The organism is Flavonifractor sp. An91, from assembly GCF_002159225.1.
In the GTDB taxonomy this organism is placed as follows: domain Bacteria; phylum Bacillota; class Clostridia; order Oscillospirales; family Oscillospiraceae; genus Flavonifractor; species Flavonifractor avicola.
Genome location: NZ_NFHA01000043.1, coordinates 1 through 18,910 on the forward strand (window position 1 = coordinate 1; position 18,910 = coordinate 18,910).

Consider the following 18,910-nt stretch of genomic DNA (forward strand, 5'->3'; position numbering starts at 1 on the left):
TCCTCCAAACCGTGTATTGAAACATCCTTGCGGGTCTGGGCGCTCTCTGCCCGATCCTGCTCATAGTAGATTTGATCGGACAGGGCTTTCAGCTCTGCAAAGTCATGTTCCGTTTTGTCAGGATTCTCCTTCAGATAATCCTCCAGTGTGATTTCTATGATTTCGTTATGAAAGCGATAAACGATATTTGGGCTGTTTTTGTTTATCGCATAGTCGCTTTTGCGATAATTTTGCACTTCTGTTACCTCCGATTTGTTTTTTGCGGAAAACAAATCGGAGGTGGTGGCCCCCTAACTCTTTGTTCAGGGAGCCTTAAATGAAAGCGGCCGACTTTGTATCGGAATACAAAATCAGCCGCTTTCTGGATATGTGCATTGAGAAGTCCAATAGGGCAGGCAGCACCGGCAGGCGGGGGTTTGTCCCCGCTTGGGGAAAACTCCCGCGCACAAAAACGCAGACCAACGCCTATTGAAATTTGTCCATTGAAAGCCGTGTGTCGTTGATATGGGACAAAAAGCAACTTCTCAATGCTGCGGATTTTCTGATCCATAGCACTGTTACTCCTTGTCTGCTGCTATGCGGACGGCACACAGGCGGCTGGCATCATCCCCTTTCTTCCATCAATGTGGCAGTTCTACGCTGCCGCCTTTGCTGATAATTTTTAATTGTAAGTTCTAAATTTGGGGAACCTTGACGGTTTTCCTCGGAATTTGTCGATAGCATAAAGAAAGGCGGCCCTTATCCATAAGATAAAGACCGCCGTTTGCGCTGATTATGTATGATACTGTTTTTGCAGCCCCTCATCGGCCTCACCTCACTTTTTCCCAGGGGATGGGTAGACTGTCACAGTAAGATTTTATCTTGGAGAAATCATCAGGACTTCATCGAGAAATGTAAAATCTCCTTTCTTTTCGTCGCATTTTAGTTTTTTATAATGGCAGAAAATAGCGCCGGACACAGAGGCAGATTCTGCGTCCGACGCTTTTGGTATGCTATTTTTCAATTTTATATCCCACCCGAAAGACGGTCTTGATATAGGTGGGATGCTTTGGGTCAGGCTCCAGCTTGTTGCGTAGGCGCCAGATCGTGTTGTCCACGGTGTTAGTGCCTAATTCATAGTCCTCGCCCCAGGCCGCATTGTAAAGCTGCTCCCGGCTGAATACACGCCCAGGGTAGCGGGCCATGCAGTAAAGGATAGAGAACTCTCCGTAGTTCAGGCAGATCTCCGAACCGGCCTTCATGACCCGCCGCTGCTCTGGAAATATCTCAATATCTCCCAGAGTCAGGGAAGAAAGCTCAAGGTCAGCAGCATGGAGAATCTGAACATCTTTTCCTTGTAAGGCTTCTAGGATGGAGCGAAAGACACTTCCATCTGGGTCAGAAGTACGGATAACTATAATCTCCTTCATACGATTCCCTCCGGGGGCCACCGATCCTGGTATCACTCTCCTTCAGGCAAAATAAGAGCGGCGCCTTGATTTCTCAAAGCCCCCGTAGGGCAAACCAGTAGCAGCTCCCTCCTTAACTACTTATTTTTTAAGTTGGTAGAAATCATAAAATGCAGCGTGTTTTGCAATGAGAGTTTCAAATGTGCCATGCTCAATGATTTTTCCGTCTGCCATAAAAATAATCTCGTCATAGAGTTCAAGAATGTCTTTGCTCATATTGTGCGTGATTGTAAGCAGCGTTAAATCAGATATTGCTAATAATCTGCTTTCAATGTCATACGCAGTCTGCATATCTATTGCAGAAGTTCCCTCGTCTAAGATCAAGAGTGGTTTTTTACGAATTAAAGCCCTTGCTACGGCAATTCTTTGCTTCTGTCCACCGGAAAGATTAGCGCCATTTTCTCCGACGTGATATTCAAGGCCATTTGGTACTTGCTTGATAAAACTTGATAACCCACTATCAGATAAAGCAGACTGTAATTCTTTTTCGCTGTAATCTTCATGCAAGCAAATATTATCGAAAATACTTTCATCGAACATATAGACATTCTGATGAATGATCGACGATAGGGCAGTTATTTTATCAATATCCAAGATTGATAGACTGTTTGCGTCATATAGTACATTACCTGTGAAATCGGAATAATATCCGGCAATTAACTTAATAAGCGTAGATTTTCCGCAACCACTTTTACCAACAAAAGCATATTTTTTCCCTTTCTCAATGGATAGTGAAATACCGCCTATGACTTCATTTTCTTTATCATAAGAAAAGTGCAAATCTTCTACACAAATTACATCGTTGAAAGCAGGAGATTTTTTCGTACTTGCGCCGTGCTTCTCGTAATCTGAAAGTTGATTTAGCTTGTGTGCAATCGGCTTTATACTTTTGATTTTGGGGATATTACTAAAAATAATTAAAAGAGGGTTGGCAAGGTTACTGCTTACCTGCACCATGCCTAATAATGCTCCCGCACTGATACGTCCAATAATAATGAAGTATGCCGAAAGAAAAACAACAACAACCTGAACAAGAAGCGCAAGTACCATAGAAACCGCCTCATTTGCGGCAATCGCCTTGTCAACTGAATATTTTGCTTTTATCGTGTCCTCGTTACTTGTTTCAAATCGTGAGAGAACATAATTTTTCATTTGATAAGATTTGATAACTTCAAAACCGGATAGCAGATCTTTTACATGGTTTGTAAAAACGGATAGCAGATCAGAATATTTGTCCTGTCGTTCAGAGAGCAGCCCTCCAAACAGACTGGGTACAATAAGCATAATGGCGATTGCAATAATTACGCATACCGTAACGATAATGTCAAAGTAGATCATTACAGCGAGGGACGCTATAAAAATAATAGTGTATTGAATGACTTGCAGGAGAGGAAGTAAAAAATTGTCCTCAATCATTTTTACATCATTCGTAATTGCAGATAAGTAATCTGCGGTATGGTTTTTAGTGTAATCCTCAATCGTCTGCCTCTCAATTCCCATAAAGGTTTTGGAACGAACAGCTTTCATAATTTTGCAGATAAATTTTTTGCTGAACAAAGATTGTAGGTACATGAATACTCCCATAAGCGCAAAGTAGGCTAAAGAAAAGAGCATTATTCTGATGAAGCCGTCCATATCGCCTATATCTACAATGTCCATAACCTGTTGCAATAAGATAGCGATAAACACATAGGACAGAGAACTGATAGCAGTAAATAATACGGTAAGGAACAGCAAAAATTTATATTGTTTCAAATAGCGTGTCATAAATTGGTAGCCTCCTATTTCCTGTTAAAAAGTAAATCACAAACAAGCCCTACTGCGCCCAAACCAAACAAACAGGTAGCTGCTGATTTATAACCTTTTTGAGATAAATGTGCAGCCCCTATCATCAACCCAATTTCTGCTGTAGCAGAGATAGACTTAGAAACAATGCGGAATGAACGCTTTTTCCATGCCTTGTTTACAGCACTTTCAATTTTGTTTGCAACATTTTCGATTTTTTGATCTACATTAGACATAACTATCTCCTTTCATACATTAAGACGGTATGTATACATCTAAAAAATAATACCTTATGAACGAATGTATTGTTTGAAAATAAAACTGCCTTTTTGCAAGGCAATTTTATTTACTCACCTACATTTAGATGTTCCAAGTAGTTTTTCACTGTTCCGAAGATTTCATCGTCAATGATCGGTAAGTTCATACTGTCCAGCAAATACTTGATAAAAGCAAACTTTGACAGCAGTTCTTCTTGTGTTGCGGGATAGACCGATGGAATTAACCAAAAGTTTGTAAGCAACGGCAAAAGTTCGGAAAGTTCTTTTGCATACTTTGTCTGGATAGAACCGTCCTCTATTCCCTCTTGAATAAGTTGGAGCCAAAGAGGGGCAAGCAATCTGCTATTTGTGTCAGCAAGTTCTGCTAACAGACGAGGATTTTTTAAAAGAGGAATACTTTGTTTTCCAAGTTCTGTCCTACCAATATCTGCATGGTTTAACTTTATGACCCCGCGCATTTTTTGTAATCCGTTTAAGTGCTTTTGCTTTTGTACGATAACAAACGGATTGTTGTCAAAAAAAAGTTTCTCACCTAAAGCGTCAATAATTTCCTCTTTTGACTTGAAGTGATGATAAATAGCACCTTTAGTCAATCCACCGAGTTCATTTACAATATCTTGAATCGTTGTATTGTCGTACCCCTTTTCTATGAACAACCGTTGCGATACTTCTAATATCTTCTCAACAGTTACTTCGGGATATTTATTTCTAGCCACTGAAAAATCACCTCCGACATTTTATTCATTCGTTTGGTATGTATTTAGTATACTTCCAGTTCTCATTTTTGTCAATATACATTCCAACGGTATTTTACTTTAACTGGTTATGGGGTAAACTTCAAAATTTTGCGACAGATAGTGATTGTAGCACTCTACTCTCTACGCATTTTGGGGCAAAAAGCCCACGGAATGAAGGGTTTTCGGCGGTGGTCGATGGAATATTAGAATAATTTATTAAACATCCGCTGGATAGAGATTCTAAAGTTGCAGAAAAACGCCAGGTGTAGAACAAAGTCACACCCGGCACTTTTGGTATGCTATTTTTCAATTTTATCTCCCACCCGAAAAACGGTCTTGATATAGGTGGGATGCTTTGGGTCAGGCTCCAGTTTGTTCCGCAGGCGCCAGATCGTGTTGTCCACGGTATTGGTGCCTAATTCGTAGTCCTCGCCCCAGGCCGCATTATAGAGCTGTTCCCGGCTGAACACACGACCAGGGCAGCGAGCCATGCAGTAAAGGATAGAGAACTCTCCGTAGTTCAGGCAGATCTCCACACCGGCCTTCGTGACCCGCCGCTGCTCTGGAAATATCTCAATATCTCCCAGAGTTAGGGCAGAGGGATCATGGTCAGCAGCATGGAGAATTTGAACATCTTTTCCCTGCAAGGCTCCAAGAATAGAGCGAAAAATACTTCCATCTGGGTCAGAAGTATGAATAACAATAATTTCTTTCATACGATTTCCTCCATGAGCTGTCAATCCTGTGCTGGTCAAAAGGGAAAGAGAGATAATACATATATATCAAGCATATTAAGGAACAATTTTTAATACAAAAACAGCTCTCCAAATCGGAGGGCTGTTTTTGTATCTATGCCCGGAAAGCCTGATATTATGGGCTTTCCGGGCTTTTCCTGTTTTCCGGGGACTTGATGGAATAGGCCACCATTGGCCTGCTTGCTATCGCGACGATCATATAGCCCCACGGTGGCTCATTTCTGCACACCCTTGTCCGGCCCGTATATGCCAGAAACGAGGAAACGCTAAAAAGTATCCGCTCCCGGACAGCGCCACCTCTTTCAAAGCGAACAATTTAGCGGGAACCTTGCGGCTCCCGCTTTTTCTTATTCCCGCTCAAAAGCCTCTCCGCAATCCCCGCAGATTACATTGACTTCCCGCGTTGCCCGGATGATGGTGCCGCAGCAGGGGCAAACATATTTGATACTGCGGTTAATGGATTTCTTGCTTCCGCCCTTGGTGGTGCCTTCCACTGGCAAGCGGCTGGCGTTGATCTTGTCCTCCCCCAAGGTTTCTCTGATCCATGCCTCTGCCTCCGGGGCCAGCGTTGTTACCGTCCAGCCATACTTGGCGTGCTTCTCGATATGCAGGCCGTGGGCCTCAGCGGTGGCCTTAAATTTCTGGTTGTGGTAGTAGCCGTTGTTGCTTACGTCTTGGATGCCATGAACCAGATTGTAGAGATGCGCCATCTCATGCAGAAGCGTGGCTGCCAGCTCGAAGATGGGCCGGTCAAGGTACTCGGCGCAGAGATTGATTTCCCGATATTTCTCACCGCTGGCGTTCCATATCTCGTTGATACTGCACCAGCCATACGCCCCGCGCCCTCCGTCTGGTGATACAGTGATGGCCGGGTGGTTTAGCTCGCCCTCGTAAAAATGCTCGTTGAACAAGTCGAACATTTCCTCGGTTTTTCTTACGATTTCAGATATTTGCAGCATGGTTGCGTCCTCCTTAAAGATATGTTTTATTTCTGTGAGTGACAGCTTACACACCACCGGTCAAAAAGCAAGCTCTAAAGGTCTTAAAACATATCTTTTTTCACTGAGGACAGGAAAAGCCCCGCCGAAGCGGGGCTAATCAAAACAGCAAATTAGAATTTTACTTCTCCAATAATTTCAGAAACCGCTTGTCATTCATCTGCTCATTCGTAATATAGTTACCATCGAAGAACAATGCGTATGTTGTGATTGGTGTCGGAGCATTTTGGGCTTCTTCTTTACTCTGCAAGTGAACAGCTTTAAATTGTATTGATTTTTCTTTTGCAATCCTCTCAATTACAGGGACATACTTCGCATTAAACGGGCATTGACTTGTATAATATAAAACATAACCCATTTCGTCAGTATGGGGATGTTTCGCACATTCTTTGAATTGTGGCAATGTTGTATTTTCGACAAACGGTAAATACCATAATTGAATACCATTATCAGCTTCATCACATACTCGAAATCCCTTATACTTCAGAAATTTAGGATCTGCTAAAAAAGGTTTTTTCTTTGCCGCTGCTAAAATACACAATCCCTTTTTCCCTTTGTTTTTACTATCTTCAATACAAGCATTTAATAAATCTGACGAATAACCATGCCCTTTAAACGAACCCGCAACCCATAGACAATCAATATACATATATCCATCTGCTGAAATCGGATTCCATGCCTTTTCAGCAGGGATATATTCAATAAAACATTTTCCTCTTTCCGTACTTTTGAGAAAAACTAAACCATCCCCAAATCGTTCTGACAACCATGCTTTTTTGGAAGATACTTGAATATCATTGTTATTAGAAATAGCACAACATATATGCTCTTTCTCAATATTTTCGCTCGTAACCTTAATATATTCCATTATACAACCCCCCACAACTTCTAATTTGTTTTTCTGATTATAGCATATCGAGCTACAAAAGGAAAGTATGTTATAACCCAAGAAAGACCCCGCCGAAGCGGGGCCTTCATATTTTATTCTGCGATTATAAAACCTTGTTCTTTCAGGTTTTCGAGCAGCGCCGGATTTTCCGGGCCGGTCAAGGTTCCTTCTTTGTCGATGTTATAGCTTCCTACTGCGAAAGCGTATGTCGGCGCTTTCAGATATTCAGGCTTTGCTCCAATGAAGTCACCTACTGCTGCCACCAGCTCCTTGCGACGTACACCCGTTACATTGTAAGCGGCCTCTATTTCCGGCTCGGCAGCCTCCACGGCCATAACCTCTGTGCTTTCCTGTGCGGCGGCTTTGGCTGCGGCCTTCGCCGCCCGGCTTACTCTGGTGCGGGCCTCCGGAAATATCTCCGGCAGTGCGCCTTCCTCATAGTGGATTTCAAAGGTAATCTTCCCGTCCATGTGTACGTTGAAATGGAAGTCGGTCATTTCCACTTCTTTTAGCTCGTCCGGCAGCTCAATGTTTTTGTACCGTTTTACTTCCTCGCCGTTTACCATAAGGCAAACCGGAACCGCGTCCCTCAGTTTTGCTGTGATTTTTCCTGTTTTCATTGTATTTTCCACCTTTCATTTTTGTTCTGTGGCTTGTGCCTCGTGTGAGTCACAGCTTACACACCACGGGTGGAAAATCAAGGCTTTTAGGCATTTTTTAATTTAAAATAACTTGGAAATTAGATGATTATCTTACATCCTCCTTAGGATTAGGACATACTCCCAAGTTCATGCTGAGTCACGATGTCGCGCGTGGATTAGCCATTATAAAACGCTTGCTTTTTCACTAAAAGTTCAGTACACTGTCAACAATCAGCTATAACCTTGACATGACATTGTCATGGTTATTATAATATAATCAACCTATGGGGGTGATAAGTTGCAGGAAAGCAGACTGTTTAGAATTTTGTATTACTTACTGGATAAAGGGCACGCTACTGCTCCTGAATTAGCAGAAAAATTTGAAGTTTCCGTTCGCACAATTTATCGTGATGTAGACGCCATAAGTAGTGCGGGTATTCCGATCTATGTTACAACTGGAAGAAACGGCGGCATACGGTTTCTTGATGACTATGTCCTCGATAAATCCTTTTTTTCAGACAGTGAAAAGTTGGAGATACTGTCCAGTTTACAAAGCTTATCCGCCGTTCAATATCCAGAGGTAGAGACTGTTTTGAAGAAACTTGGTGCGATTTTCCAAATTGGTTTAACCGATTGGATTGATGTAGATTTTTCTCGTTGGGGGAGTGTTGCAGAAAGTGAAAATAGATTGTTTAGGCAACTAAAACAGGCGATATTGGAAAACTGCGAAATCATTTTTGATTATTACAATTCTACTGGTGATGGCAGTAAGAGAAATGTATATCCATATAAATTGATTTATAAAGACAAAGCGTGGTATTTATTCGCTTTTTGCCTTTCTCGAAATAAAAATAGGTTGTTTCGACTTTCGCGGATAAAAAACCTATTTTTAACAGAAGTACATTTTGAGCGTAAAACAGATATATGTCAATATAATTCTGTCTTTCCAATACCAGAGGAAATAGGAAATTTAATAGACTTAGAATTAGAGTTTACTTTAGATGTTGGGTATAGGTTATTTGATACGCTGGACGATACGGCTATTATAAAACATGAAAACGGATATACTGTTAAACTTACTCTGCCGGAAAATAATTGGCTATATGATTTTCTTATGTCATTCGGAGACAAAGTAACCATAGTTCGACCCAAATCTATCCGTCAAATATTGAAAGCAAAACACGAAGCTGCAAGAGAGCATCATAAAGGAGAATAAGATATGAATATACAAAATGAACTTGAAGCAAAAGTAGGCATAACAAACAGTATATATCTAAACAACATTGAAATTGATCCTCTTACGATTAAGGCAATTATGATAAATGAAGTTGTACCCTCTGATGCTTTACAGGATTTTTATGGAGTCCCTGACGCTGATTATCTGAAAACTACTATTCCTCTTTTTCAAGGGGCAGGAGCAGAGGTTAAGTCTATACAAGACATATTGCAAATGGGTATCTATATCACAAATGCTGTAAAAACTCCAAAAACAAAATATGCTATCGAAAAAAATAGCATTCAAGATAGTTTGCCCTATTTAGAAGCAGAACTTTCTTTATTCCCCAATGTAAAGGTTATTATGCTTATGGGTGATGTAGCGAAAAAAGCCTTTAACATGATTACGAAAAAGGCCACAAAGAAAAATGTTGTTCCTACCGTTTCCACCTATAAATTGCGTACTACCGAAATTTATTATAAAGGTATTAGAGTAATGCCATCCTACATAATGACGGGAGGAAACATTCTAATTGAAAAGTCAAAAGTAGCAATGGCAACCGAGGACATTGCCACCATGTTAGAAATAATCAAATAAAAAACATATAAAGATTTTGAAAGCCTGACAGCCGTTGTCAGGCTTTTATTTTTATAATAAGAGAAAATTTTAAGGGGTAAGGTATGAAAGAAAAAACATTAAACCGAAATTTTATATTTTTAATAATAGGGCAGGCATCATCTATGTTTGGAACTACCCTACTCAAATTCACCTCTTCTTTATTGATACTTGACTTAACCAGTTCTGCCACTTCGTTTGGAATAATTACAGCAATCGGTTATCTACCGCCTGTTTTTTTATCTCCGATTGGTGGCATTATCGCTGATCGTAGTAATAAAAGAAATCTTATGATTGCCTTAGATGGCCTATATGGAATTATGGCTGTCCTATTAGTGTTTTCATTATCGTTTTCCAATGTTCTCATTTTGATAACTGTTATCATGGTAGGATTGTCAGTTGTATCTTCTTTTGAAAGCCCCGTGGTGCAATCGAGCATACCTCTCATTCAAGAGAAAGACAACCTTATACAGTCTAATGCCATTGTTAGCCAAATAAATATGATTGCAAATTTAACAGGGCCATTGTTAGCAGGGCTGCTTTATAATGCAGTTGGAAAAGCATATTTGTCGGGCGTGCAAATTATCTTTTCGGGGTGTGCTATTTGTTTTTTCTCTGCAGCTATCTTTGAAGCGTTCATAAAAATACCGAAGATATCTTTGGCCCCAATTAGTAACCCATTACACGCAATACAAAAAGACATAGGTGAGAGTTTTTATTTCTTAAAATCAAAACAGAAATATGTATTTAAAGCAATTCTTCTAAACGCTGCTTTTGTTTTATTGATACAGCCCCTAATTACAACAGGCGCCCCCTTCATAATACGAGTTGTACTAAATCTAAGTTCTGTATTAAATGGACTGTCACAGGCTTTTATGGGAACTGCCGGGCTTATAGGAGGGATAATTGCTGGAGTGATTGCTAATAAATTCAAAACGAACAAAATCTACTGGCTGTTTTGGATTATGGGAATATCAATAGCTGTTTTTGGAATTGTTCTTTTGCTCGATCTTTCTGCAAACTTAACCTATATCATATTTGTGATTATTGGAATAATAATTTTCATAAGTGCGAGCATAGCAGGAATTTTTATTATGTCTGCCATTCAGCAGAATGTACCCAATGATATGTTAGGACGTATCATGTCTTTTTATTCAGCAATAGTAAGCGTTGCCCTCCCAATAGGTATATTGTTTTATGGCTATCTATACGGAAGGTTTATAAATCATCTTGCTGCTATAATGTTTTTTACCTCAATCGCCATATTTGGTATAGGCTATATTGGCAAGAAAACCTACTATTATTTATAGAATATTCTCTCTGTAAGGCAGGCCTGTTACCTGCCTTGAGTAGATTAGCTCATTACAAAAGGCTTGCCTTTTCCTTCAAAATCCGCTACACTGTCAACCCTACACTTAAACACCAGACTTATAAAGTGTGGTATAACAGAATGGGAGGTGTATAGGATGAAGCAGTATAAAACCATTGACATCGCCAGACGGATTGGCATCCATGTGAATACCGTCCGACTCTATGAAAAATGCGCTCTTATCCCTAAGCCGGATCGCTTACCAAATGGATACAGAGTGTTTACCGACCTTCATATAGAGCAATTCAAGCTGGCGCGTGCGGCACTTCGGGTGGAGGTACTTCAAAATGGACTCAGAAAGCAAGCGGTGAATATCATAAAGGTTTCCGCTGCTGGAAATTATGAAGAAGCTGCCGCATTGACCCGCCGCTATATCCAGCAAGTGGATCAGGAACGAAAAAATGCTGAGGAAGCAATTCAGATTACCCGGAAAATACTTGCTGGGTTGGATGGAGAAGAATATGCGGGTATTTACTTCACACGAAAAGAAGCTGCGGATTTTCTCGGTGTTACCATAGACACACTGCGGAACTGGGAATTGAATGGCCTGTTCACAATCAAGCGCAGAGAGAACGGTTATCGTGTCTATTCTGAGAAGGATATACAACGCTTGAAGATCATCCGCTCCCTTCGCTGCGCGAATTACTCGCTGGCAGCCATTTTACGGATGCTGCGGGCGATCAACGACGATCCCGCCGCAAATATCCGTACAGTCATTGATACGCCGAATGAGGATGACGATATTATTAAGGCGTGCGACAAGCTGCTTACCTCTCTGGCCGAGGCCCGGAAAAATGCGGTTTATGTGGCCGGACAAATTGAAAAAATGCAGAAAATGACAAAATAAAAGCCTACATTGACCCACCATACCACCGAACCATGCTAACCTTTATACATCAAAATAGGAGGTATAAAGGCATGGATGAAACCATCAAAGTATCCGGTTTGAGTAAATCTTACGCCGGAAACAAAGTAATCAGTAACATTGATCTTTCGATTGGAACAGGTCAGGTGTTCGGCCTGCTCGGAGCGAATGGCGCGGGCAAAACTACCACGATAGAGTGTATCTTAGGCACTCGAAAGGCAGATGCGGGATCTGTTTCTATTTTAGGATTAGACCCTCGAAAAGATCGAAAACAGCTCTTTGAACAGGTTGGCGTACAATTTCAGGAAGCCAGCTACTCGGACAAAATTAAGGTTTGGGAGCTGTGCGAAGAAACCGCCTGCCTCTACCGGAAAGCTGCAAATTACGAGGAGCTTTTGAGGCAGTTTGGTCTGTGGGAAAAACGAGGCGCTTTCGTAAATGAACTGTCCGGTGGGCAAAAACAGAGGCTATTCATCGTTTTAGCACTCCTGCCTGATCCGAAGGTCGTCTTTCTGGACGAGCTTACAACGGGCCTTGATACGAAAGCACGCAGGAGTGTTTGGAAAAGTCTGGACGCACTGAAGCAAAAGGGTCTGACCATCTTTCTTTCCTCACATTTTATGGACGAGGTGGAAGTCCTGTGCGATACAATCGCCATTTTGAAGGACGGAAATTTCATTTTCACAGGAACCGTTCAGGAGGCAATTCACCAAAGCCCATATGATAATTTGGAAGAAGCCTATTTGTGGTTTACCGGAGAGGAGGAAACGGACGATGAATAAATATGTTACAATGCTGAAAACAGAAATCAAGCTGTCTTTTCGAGGTATGGACATGGTGATCTTCGCACTTTGCCTGCCAGTCGTGATGGTGGTACTGCTCGGTATCATTTATGGAAATCAGCCCGCTTTCGAGGGAGCAAGCTATTCCTTTTTAGAGCAGTCCTTTGGAGCAATTTCCACGATTGCAATCTGCGCCGGTGGCGTTATGGGCCTCCCGTTGGTGATTTCTGACTATCGGCAGAAGAAAATACTGAAACGCTATAAGGTAACGCCAACCAGCCCCATCCTGCTGCTAACAGTACAGGTTTCTATTTACGCCATTTACTCGCTGCTTTCTTTGATATTGGTCTATCTGGTAGGAAGTTTGTTCTTCGGCGTTCGGTTGCCCGGTTCCGTGGGAATCTTTCTGGCCTCTTATCTTCTGGTGATGCTTTCCACATTCAGCATTGGAATGATGGTGGGCGGAGTCGCTCCGAACATGAAGGTCGCTAGTATTGTTGCCAGCGTTTTGTATTTTCCCATGTTGATCTTCTCCGGGGCCACTCTCCCATACGAGGTGATGCCGACAGCATTGCAGAGGATTGCAGATATTCTACCGCTGACTCAGGGGATCAAATTGCTGAAAGCGGCTTCTCTGGGCTTACCGATAGAAGTTGCTTGGCTCCCTCTGGTTGTCATGGTGGCTCTGATTATTATCTGCAGTGGAATTGCGGTGAAATTCTTCAAGTGGGAATAAAGTAGTAATAATACAAAAGAACTTTTTCTTACAGCAAGGCGGGCCAGTCACCTGCCAAATGGGCCAAGCTGCCTTGTGCGGATTGATCCGTTATGAAAGGCTTGCTTTTTCCCATTAAGTTCAGTACACTGTCAATCTGACACAAAGCATTTCATACTGTTTCCATATTGCTTTGGTATAATAATGTGAGGAGGTGTAAAAATGGCTGTTTTATTGATTGTGGAAGATGATACTGCCACCAACGAGGCAATCTGTGAATATATGAGCTCCGCAGGGCATAAGGTTTTGTCTGCCTTCGATGGAGAGCATGGCTTGCAGATCGCAAGGGAAAAATCCATTGATTTAGTGGTTCTGGACATTATGCTCCCGAAACGGACCGGTTTGGAGGTATTAAAAGAACTGCGTCAAACGAGCGGCATCCCCGTCTTAATGCTTACCGCCCTTGACGATGAGCCTACTCAGGCGGCCAGCTTTGATGAACAGGCGGACGACTATATCACAAAACCCTTTTCCATGCTTTTGCTGGGGAAACGGGTGACGGCCCTGCTGCGGCGGTGTGGTAAAAGTCCGGAACTGAGCCAAATCCAGATAGGCGATATTACGGTGGATTTTGGCGGCTACACCGCTTCCGGGCCGGGCGGCCCTATTGACCTGACACCAAAGGAGATCGACCTGCTGAAATTGCTGATAGAGCATAAAAGTCTGGTTCTTACACGGTCGCAGATCTTGGACGAGTTGTGGGGATATGATTACCCCATCATCGACCGAACTATTGATACCTACATCAAAAATTTACGGAAAAAGCTGAGTCTTGACCGGATTGTAACGGTAAAAGGCGTTGGCTACAAGTATGAGGAACACCCATGAGAAACTTAAAGCTCTTTACTAAAATCTTCTTATACACCTTTCTGGTAATGCTGTTTGTCACCGTGATGGCTCATGTTTTTCTCTATGTGCTTGCGCCGCAAATGACCGTAAGCACCAACCGTTTTGTGGAAGGGGCCATTATCGAGAGTGCTGTGAATACCGGAATCTTGATAAAATCCGCTATCGGAAAAGCACTGCCGGTATCCCTGCTTTGCTGCGCCATCATATCCGCCGGGTGTTCCCTGTTGTTTTCCAGAGCCATGACGAGGCCGATCAAGCAGATTGCGGAAACAACAGAAAAGATGGAAAAGCTGGATAAGGCTGCAATCTGCGTGGTGCATACGAAGGACGAGATTGGCGAGCTGGCCGCCCGCGTAAATAAGCTGTATGCCAGCCTGCTTTCCACCATTGAAAATCTGGAAGAAGAAAAGCAAAACGTCCGTGAGGCGGAACGGTCAAAAATTGATTTCCTGCGGGCCGCCTCCCATGAGCTGAAAACGCCGGTGACGGCCCTGAACGCGATTTTGGAAAACATGATCTTAGGCATTGGAAAATACAAAGACCGGGATCGCTGTCTGTTGGAATGTAAGGAGATTACCGGACAGCTCTCCTTTATGATTAAAGAAATTCTGGATACCTCCCGGCTGGATTTTACACAGGAGAAACAAGACGCGGAAACCTTTGACCTGTCGGAGTGTCTTCCGGCGATCTGCGAGCCTTATCAGTTGATTGCGAAGGCAAAGGGACTCGACTTTTCTTTCAGCATACAGGGAAAGTGCCCTGTCCACACGTCAAAGAAAGGCCTTGAAAAAATCCTGTCCAATCTGCTCTCCAACGCGGTTTCCTACACAAAGCCGGGATGCAAGATCACCGTTCTATTGACCGCCCGGCAGATAAAAATAGAAAACGAGTGTACGCCCATCCCGCCGGATAAGCTGGCCCATGTATTTGAGCCGTTCTACCGCCCGGATTTCGCCAGAGGCAGAAAAGATGGAGGGAATGGGCTGGGGTTATATATTGTAGATACACTTTCAAAGGCCCTTGGGCTGCCCTATCAATTTGAGGCGACCAAAAACCCGCCGGGAATGTGCTTTACCCTTTATCTCTCATAAAGCGATTGCTTTTTTCCGTTTCATACTGGTTCCATATTGGGGTGCTATGCTGTCAGCGTTGCAACACTTATCCTATATGAAACGGAGGTCATTCTATGAACTTTATGAATCGAGCGTGGCTGTACATCGTCCGCAAGAGGGGCAAGAGTATCCTTCTTTTTGTCATCTTGCTGGTGATGGCAACCTTTGTACTGACCGCCCTGGCGCTGGGGAACGCTTCTAAAGCTGCCCAGCAGGAGCTGCGGCAAAGTCTTGGCGGGAGTTTTCTCATTGGCTTTGACTACACGGAAAACAACCCCTATTTGAAGGTGGAAAGCGTGGAGGGCGGAACCCTGATGTATTCCACCCAGCAGATCAGCCCGGAGCTGGTAGAACAAATCCGGGGAATTGAGGGGATCAAGGAGTGCAGCGCCACGGTGGAGGGGCTGCCGGCTTTCCCTTCTCTGAAACTGTTCACTGGCAATATCCCCATTGAGGAAGAATTTCGTGAATCCTCAAAAATACTAAGCACATGGAAAAGCGAAGAGCTTACCCGGTTTACTTCCGGGCAGCTTACGCTGACAGAGGGGCGGCATATTCTGCCGGACGATAAAAACAAGGGGCTAATCAGCAAGGATCTGGCTGAGAAAAACGGCTTGAAAATTGGCGATAAAATCCAAACGTACAAAGGCGTGGAGATTGAGATTGTGGGCCTGTTCTCTCCAAAAGAAATCGAAGGTATCAACGATCAGGTGACAACCTACGATAAAATACAAAATCTCATTATCACCGATCTTGCCACTTTAGTGGCTCATGAAAATGGCCCTGCAATCCAGGGATTTAACGAGCTGACCGTATCAGTAGACGATCCGCAGAACATGGAGAAAATCATTTCTAAAGTAAAGGGCATTTCCGGTGTGGACTGGAAGGGATTCTCTTTTCTGGTTGACAACGAGGACTATGAGAACGCCGCGTCCTCCTTAGAACAATTATCGGAGCTGATAGCCACTATTTTGATTGTCGCGCTGATTGTAAGCATTGCCATCCTTTCGCTCATTCTTACCATTTGGGCCAGAACCCGAATCCATGAAACCGGCGTGCTGCTTTCTGTTGGGATCAACAAGCTGTCGATTTTAGGACAGTATATTGCCGAGGTTTTGCTCATAGCAGTGCTGGCGTTTTCCCTTTCTTATTTCTCTGCCAGCGCCATTGCAGGCCAGATGGGAAACGTCCTGCAATCCGGGCAGGCGGTAACAGAGGTGCAGCAGGAGAACGGCTTATCTGCCGGAAGCCGTGGCGAAGCCGGAACAGACGCAGAAGATCAGAAAATAGAACCCCCTAAATTACAGGTTCGCGTACAGTTTGAGGAAATGGGGCTCCTATTCCTGCTTGGGATCGGAATTGTAACGGTATCCGCTGGATTTTCCTCGATTTCCGTCATGCGGCTGAAACCGCGAGAGATTTTATCAAAAATGAGCTGAGAAAGGCGGTAACGATATGAAAAAAGTATGGAAATTGTTTCCTATATTCTTTCTTCTGGTACTGTTGTTCACTGGGTGTACCCCGAAGGAGAACAAAGGGGACGAAACGCAGGAGCAGTCTGGTGCGCCCATGATAGATTATGAGGTGCCGGATAAAGTAAAGGACTATGACTTCAACTATGAATTTGTACCGGAAGGTGAATAGGAGGTAGCTATATGGGAACTTTGGAATTACAAAACTTGACCTATTCTTATGATAAAAAGAAAAAGGTACTCAGAGGAATTGACGCGCGGATGGAGGCTGGAAAGATGTATGCCATTCTCGGCCCCTCCGGCTGTGGCAAGACAACGCTCCTTTCCCTGTTGGGCGGTCTGGACAGTCCCACAAGCGGGGCTATCCTGTTTGAAGGGAAGGATGTTGCACAGACCGGATTAGCAGGACACCGGAAAAAGAATGTTTCGTTTATCTTTCAGAGCTACAACCTGATTGATTATATGACTCCGCAGGAGAATGTCCGGCTGATTTCCAAAAAACCAGCATTTCCGTTTCTGGAACGGCTGGGGTTGACGAAGGAAGAAACAAGACGAAACGTGTTGAAGCTTTCCGGCGGTCAGCAACAACGTGTAGCCATTGCGCGGGCACTGGCCAGCGAGGCTCCAGTGATTTTGGCGGACGAGCCTACTGGCAATCTGGACGAAGAAACCGCTCAGGATATTACAGAAATCCTGAAAGAAAGCGCACATCAGATGAATAAATGCGTGGTAGTAGTCACCCACTCAAACGAGCTGGCAAAACAGGCGGATGTGGTGTTCCGGCTGAAAAAAGGCGAACTACATATAGAGCAAAGCGGGAAATCTTCATAAATTATTTTTCAAGGCAAGACTACTACTTGCCAAAATGGGCCAGTCTGCCTTATGCGGATTGGCCCATTTTGTATGAGGAGGAAAATTATATGTGCAGCTCCTAACCAGCATTTAGATAGACTCACCCATTCAAAAATTTTTCTCAAAATATTTTTCAAAAACTTTCCGGTTTGCACTCCTGAGATGTGTTCTGGTTATGTGAGGAGGCGAAAAAGAACCAGCTCAAATCTGCAAAAAGGAGGGATGCGGCATGATGTCTCCCTCTGATGAAAAGCGGATCGTCGCCATGGTGGATTCCTTCACCAAGACGGTGGCTCGGAATTTCAGCAGAAATCTCAAACGGGCAAAGGCAAACGCGGAGAAACATTACTCTGACGAGCCAGTATGTGACGGTTTACGAAGATAAAAGGCTGGTATTTACCTTCCGCGACGGGCGGCAGGTTGAAGTCACAGCAGAATTATGGAAAGCAGCATAAAGACAAAGAGAAAACCGCAGGTTCCGGCCTGCGGTCTTTTTCTTTGCCCTCTACTGCAAGGTGCTTATAAATTCAAGCAGCAGGGCTTTTTGCTTTTCGGTGAGTGTACTCCATTTTGCAAAAAGCTCGCGCTGTTCATCCGTTATTTCCACAGCTTCTCCGCCTTCCGCGAAAAACTGTGCTAAGGTTATTCCAAACGCACGACAAATCACTTCCAGCGTGGGAAGCGTCGGCGCATTATTCCTTTTGAAAACATTGGTTATTGTGGAGTGAGATAGGTTTGCCTCTTTTGCCAGCCTGTAATCCGTCCAGCCGCGCTCCTCCATGAGCTGCTTGATCCGCTTTTGTGCGTCCATTCCATCACCTGCCCATCTGTATCTATTTTAATTCCCAAATGGGTGGTATAATAGTCACAATCGGTGGCTATTATATTTCCCAAGTGGGGCATAGAGTAGTTTATATCATGGGCCTAACATGGAGATACTATTCATACAGATAGGAGGCTTTACATTGCAAGAGAAAGGAAAAGATTTCTTCGCCATGCTGGCGGAGCGGGATCATACGACCGTGGAAAAGATTAAAGAGAAAATCTCAAAGCGGATATGGGAGGGCTTGCATGACCCTGACCCGGAGCGCCGGGCGCAATGGGAACGGATACCATGTGCCGGAGATGTACCCACCCCGGAGGAATGGCTGCGCTATTCTGTGGAACGGCTGAAAGAAGATGGCCGGGAGGATTTGCTGCGGCACTACCTCATAGATTAGGGGTGTGCATTTCAAAAGCAAAGAAATACAAGATATAGATATGTTGGCAGAAAAAGAGCGGGAATGAACACCTCATGTTGTGTTTTCCCGCTTTTTGTTTCCGCCGTACTGTATGAAATGTTGTCCCTTTAGACAAGGCGGGGAGAGATCTTCAAGATCTTTCCCCGCCTTGCTTTTTGCTCAATGGACTGAGTTGTTTGGCATCATAAACCAGCTACTGAGCAAATTGTCAGTTCACAATATAGGAAACAT

22 protein-coding genes and 1 pseudogene are annotated in these 18,910 nt (G+C 43.5%); 12 read left to right on the forward strand and 11 right to left on the reverse strand.

Annotated features, from left to right (window positions below; all coding sequences use genetic code 11):
- The 10 genes and pseudogenes from B5G42_RS15800 to B5G42_RS15840 all read right to left on the reverse strand — a co-directional run.
- Window positions 1–236, reverse strand: a pseudogene (locus B5G42_RS15800) (sigma-70 family RNA polymerase sigma factor); the annotation flags it as partial.
- 5 nt (window positions 237–241) lie between these two features.
- Window positions 242–550, reverse strand: coding sequence for a hypothetical protein (locus B5G42_RS18265; RefSeq protein WP_162611130.1), 309 nt, complete (start codon window positions 548–550; stop codon window positions 242–244).
- Window positions 551–992: 442 nt separating this feature from the next.
- The gene (locus tag B5G42_RS15805; RefSeq protein WP_087272403.1) at window positions 993–1,409 is read right to left on the reverse strand and encodes a winged helix-turn-helix domain-containing protein; all 417 of its coding nucleotides are present in this window, start codon (window positions 1,407–1,409) and stop codon (window positions 993–995) included.
- A 120-nt stretch (window positions 1,410–1,529) separates the two neighbouring features.
- Window positions 1,530–3,215, reverse strand: a complete 1,686-nt coding sequence (locus tag B5G42_RS15810; protein ID WP_087272406.1) for an ABC transporter ATP-binding protein — start codon at window positions 3,213–3,215, stop codon at window positions 1,530–1,532.
- Window positions 3,216–3,229: 14 nt separating this feature from the next.
- Complete coding sequence (locus B5G42_RS15815; RefSeq protein ID WP_087272409.1) at window positions 3,230–3,469, reverse strand: hypothetical protein; 240 nt, start codon at window positions 3,467–3,469, stop codon at window positions 3,230–3,232.
- Window positions 3,470–3,579: 110 nt separating this feature from the next.
- Window positions 3,580–4,227, reverse strand: coding sequence for a TetR/AcrR family transcriptional regulator (locus B5G42_RS15820; protein ID WP_087272412.1), 648 nt, complete (start codon window positions 4,225–4,227; stop codon window positions 3,580–3,582).
- A gap of 320 nt (window positions 4,228–4,547) precedes the next feature.
- Window positions 4,548–4,964 carry a winged helix-turn-helix domain-containing protein gene (locus B5G42_RS15825; protein ID WP_087272415.1) on the reverse strand — a complete coding sequence of 139 codons (417 nt, stop codon included), beginning with the start codon at window positions 4,962–4,964 and terminating at the stop codon, window positions 4,548–4,550.
- 386 nt (window positions 4,965–5,350) lie between these two features.
- Entirely contained in the window at window positions 5,351–5,962 is a 612-nt protein-coding gene (locus B5G42_RS15830; RefSeq protein ID WP_087272418.1) for a SprT-like domain-containing protein, read from the reverse strand.
- A 160-nt stretch (window positions 5,963–6,122) separates the two neighbouring features.
- Window positions 6,123–6,869: an N-acetyltransferase gene (locus B5G42_RS15835; RefSeq protein ID WP_087272421.1), complete on the reverse strand. Its 747-nt coding sequence runs from the start codon at window positions 6,867–6,869 to the stop codon at window positions 6,123–6,125.
- Between the two features lie 113 nt (window positions 6,870–6,982).
- The gene (locus B5G42_RS15840; RefSeq protein ID WP_087272423.1) at window positions 6,983–7,510 is read right to left on the reverse strand and encodes a hypothetical protein; all 528 of its coding nucleotides are present in this window, start codon (window positions 7,508–7,510) and stop codon (window positions 6,983–6,985) included.
- Window positions 7,511–7,829: 319 nt separating this feature from the next.
- Here B5G42_RS15840 and B5G42_RS15845 point away from each other — a divergent pair, with 319 nt between their 5' ends.
- The 11 genes from B5G42_RS15845 (at window position 7,830) to B5G42_RS15895 (ending at window position 17,417) form a co-directional block, all read left to right on the forward strand.
- A complete protein-coding gene (locus B5G42_RS15845) occupies window positions 7,830–8,747 on the forward strand; it encodes a helix-turn-helix transcriptional regulator (RefSeq protein WP_087272426.1) in 918 nt (305 codons plus the stop codon).
- 3 nt (window positions 8,748–8,750) lie between these two features.
- Window positions 8,751–9,344, forward strand: a complete 594-nt coding sequence (locus B5G42_RS15850) for a uracil-DNA glycosylase family protein (protein ID WP_087272429.1) — start codon at window positions 8,751–8,753, stop codon at window positions 9,342–9,344.
- Between the two features lie 83 nt (window positions 9,345–9,427).
- Complete coding sequence (locus tag B5G42_RS15855) at window positions 9,428–10,672, forward strand: MFS transporter (protein WP_087272432.1); 1,245 nt, start codon at window positions 9,428–9,430, stop codon at window positions 10,670–10,672.
- 156 nt (window positions 10,673–10,828) lie between these two features.
- Window positions 10,829–11,578 carry a MerR family transcriptional regulator gene (locus tag B5G42_RS15860; RefSeq protein ID WP_087272434.1) on the forward strand — a complete coding sequence of 250 codons (750 nt, stop codon included), beginning with the start codon at window positions 10,829–10,831 and terminating at the stop codon, window positions 11,576–11,578.
- A gap of 71 nt (window positions 11,579–11,649) precedes the next feature.
- The gene (locus B5G42_RS15865; protein ID WP_087272436.1) at window positions 11,650–12,378 is read left to right on the forward strand and encodes an ABC transporter ATP-binding protein; all 729 of its coding nucleotides are present in this window, start codon (window positions 11,650–11,652) and stop codon (window positions 12,376–12,378) included.
- Window positions 12,371–13,114 (forward strand): ABC transporter permease, encoded by a 744-nt coding sequence (locus tag B5G42_RS15870; protein WP_087272439.1) that lies wholly within the window; start codon window positions 12,371–12,373, stop codon window positions 13,112–13,114. The genes B5G42_RS15865 and B5G42_RS15870 overlap by 8 nt, the downstream gene beginning before the upstream one ends.
- Before the next feature lie 201 nt (window positions 13,115–13,315).
- A complete protein-coding gene (locus B5G42_RS15875) occupies window positions 13,316–13,981 on the forward strand; it encodes a response regulator transcription factor (RefSeq protein ID WP_087272442.1) in 666 nt (221 codons plus the stop codon).
- Window positions 13,978–15,093, forward strand: a complete 1,116-nt coding sequence (locus B5G42_RS15880; protein WP_087272444.1) for a sensor histidine kinase — start codon at window positions 13,978–13,980, stop codon at window positions 15,091–15,093. The genes B5G42_RS15875 and B5G42_RS15880 overlap by 4 nt, the downstream gene beginning before the upstream one ends.
- A gap of 95 nt (window positions 15,094–15,188) precedes the next feature.
- Window positions 15,189–16,553 (forward strand): ABC transporter permease, encoded by a 1,365-nt coding sequence (locus B5G42_RS15885; RefSeq protein WP_087272447.1) that lies wholly within the window; start codon window positions 15,189–15,191, stop codon window positions 16,551–16,553.
- Window positions 16,554–16,569: 16 nt separating this feature from the next.
- Window positions 16,570–16,758 carry a hypothetical protein gene (locus B5G42_RS15890; protein WP_022335342.1) on the forward strand — a complete coding sequence of 63 codons (189 nt, stop codon included), beginning with the start codon at window positions 16,570–16,572 and terminating at the stop codon, window positions 16,756–16,758.
- A gap of 11 nt (window positions 16,759–16,769) precedes the next feature.
- Window positions 16,770–17,417 (forward strand): ABC transporter ATP-binding protein, encoded by a 648-nt coding sequence (locus B5G42_RS15895; RefSeq protein WP_022335343.1) that lies wholly within the window; start codon window positions 16,770–16,772, stop codon window positions 17,415–17,417.
- A 526-nt stretch (window positions 17,418–17,943) separates the two neighbouring features.
- Here B5G42_RS15895 and B5G42_RS15900 read toward each other — a convergent pair.
- On the reverse strand, window positions 17,944–18,249 hold the full coding sequence (locus B5G42_RS15900; RefSeq protein ID WP_178097222.1) for a helix-turn-helix domain-containing protein: 306 nt from the start codon (window positions 18,247–18,249) through the stop codon (window positions 17,944–17,946).
- A gap of 154 nt (window positions 18,250–18,403) precedes the next feature.
- Here B5G42_RS15900 and B5G42_RS15905 point away from each other — a divergent pair, with 154 nt between their 5' ends.
- The gene (locus B5G42_RS15905) at window positions 18,404–18,658 is read left to right on the forward strand and encodes a hypothetical protein (RefSeq protein ID WP_242961256.1); all 255 of its coding nucleotides are present in this window, start codon (window positions 18,404–18,406) and stop codon (window positions 18,656–18,658) included.
- Window positions 18,659–18,910: the final 252 nt, after the last annotated feature.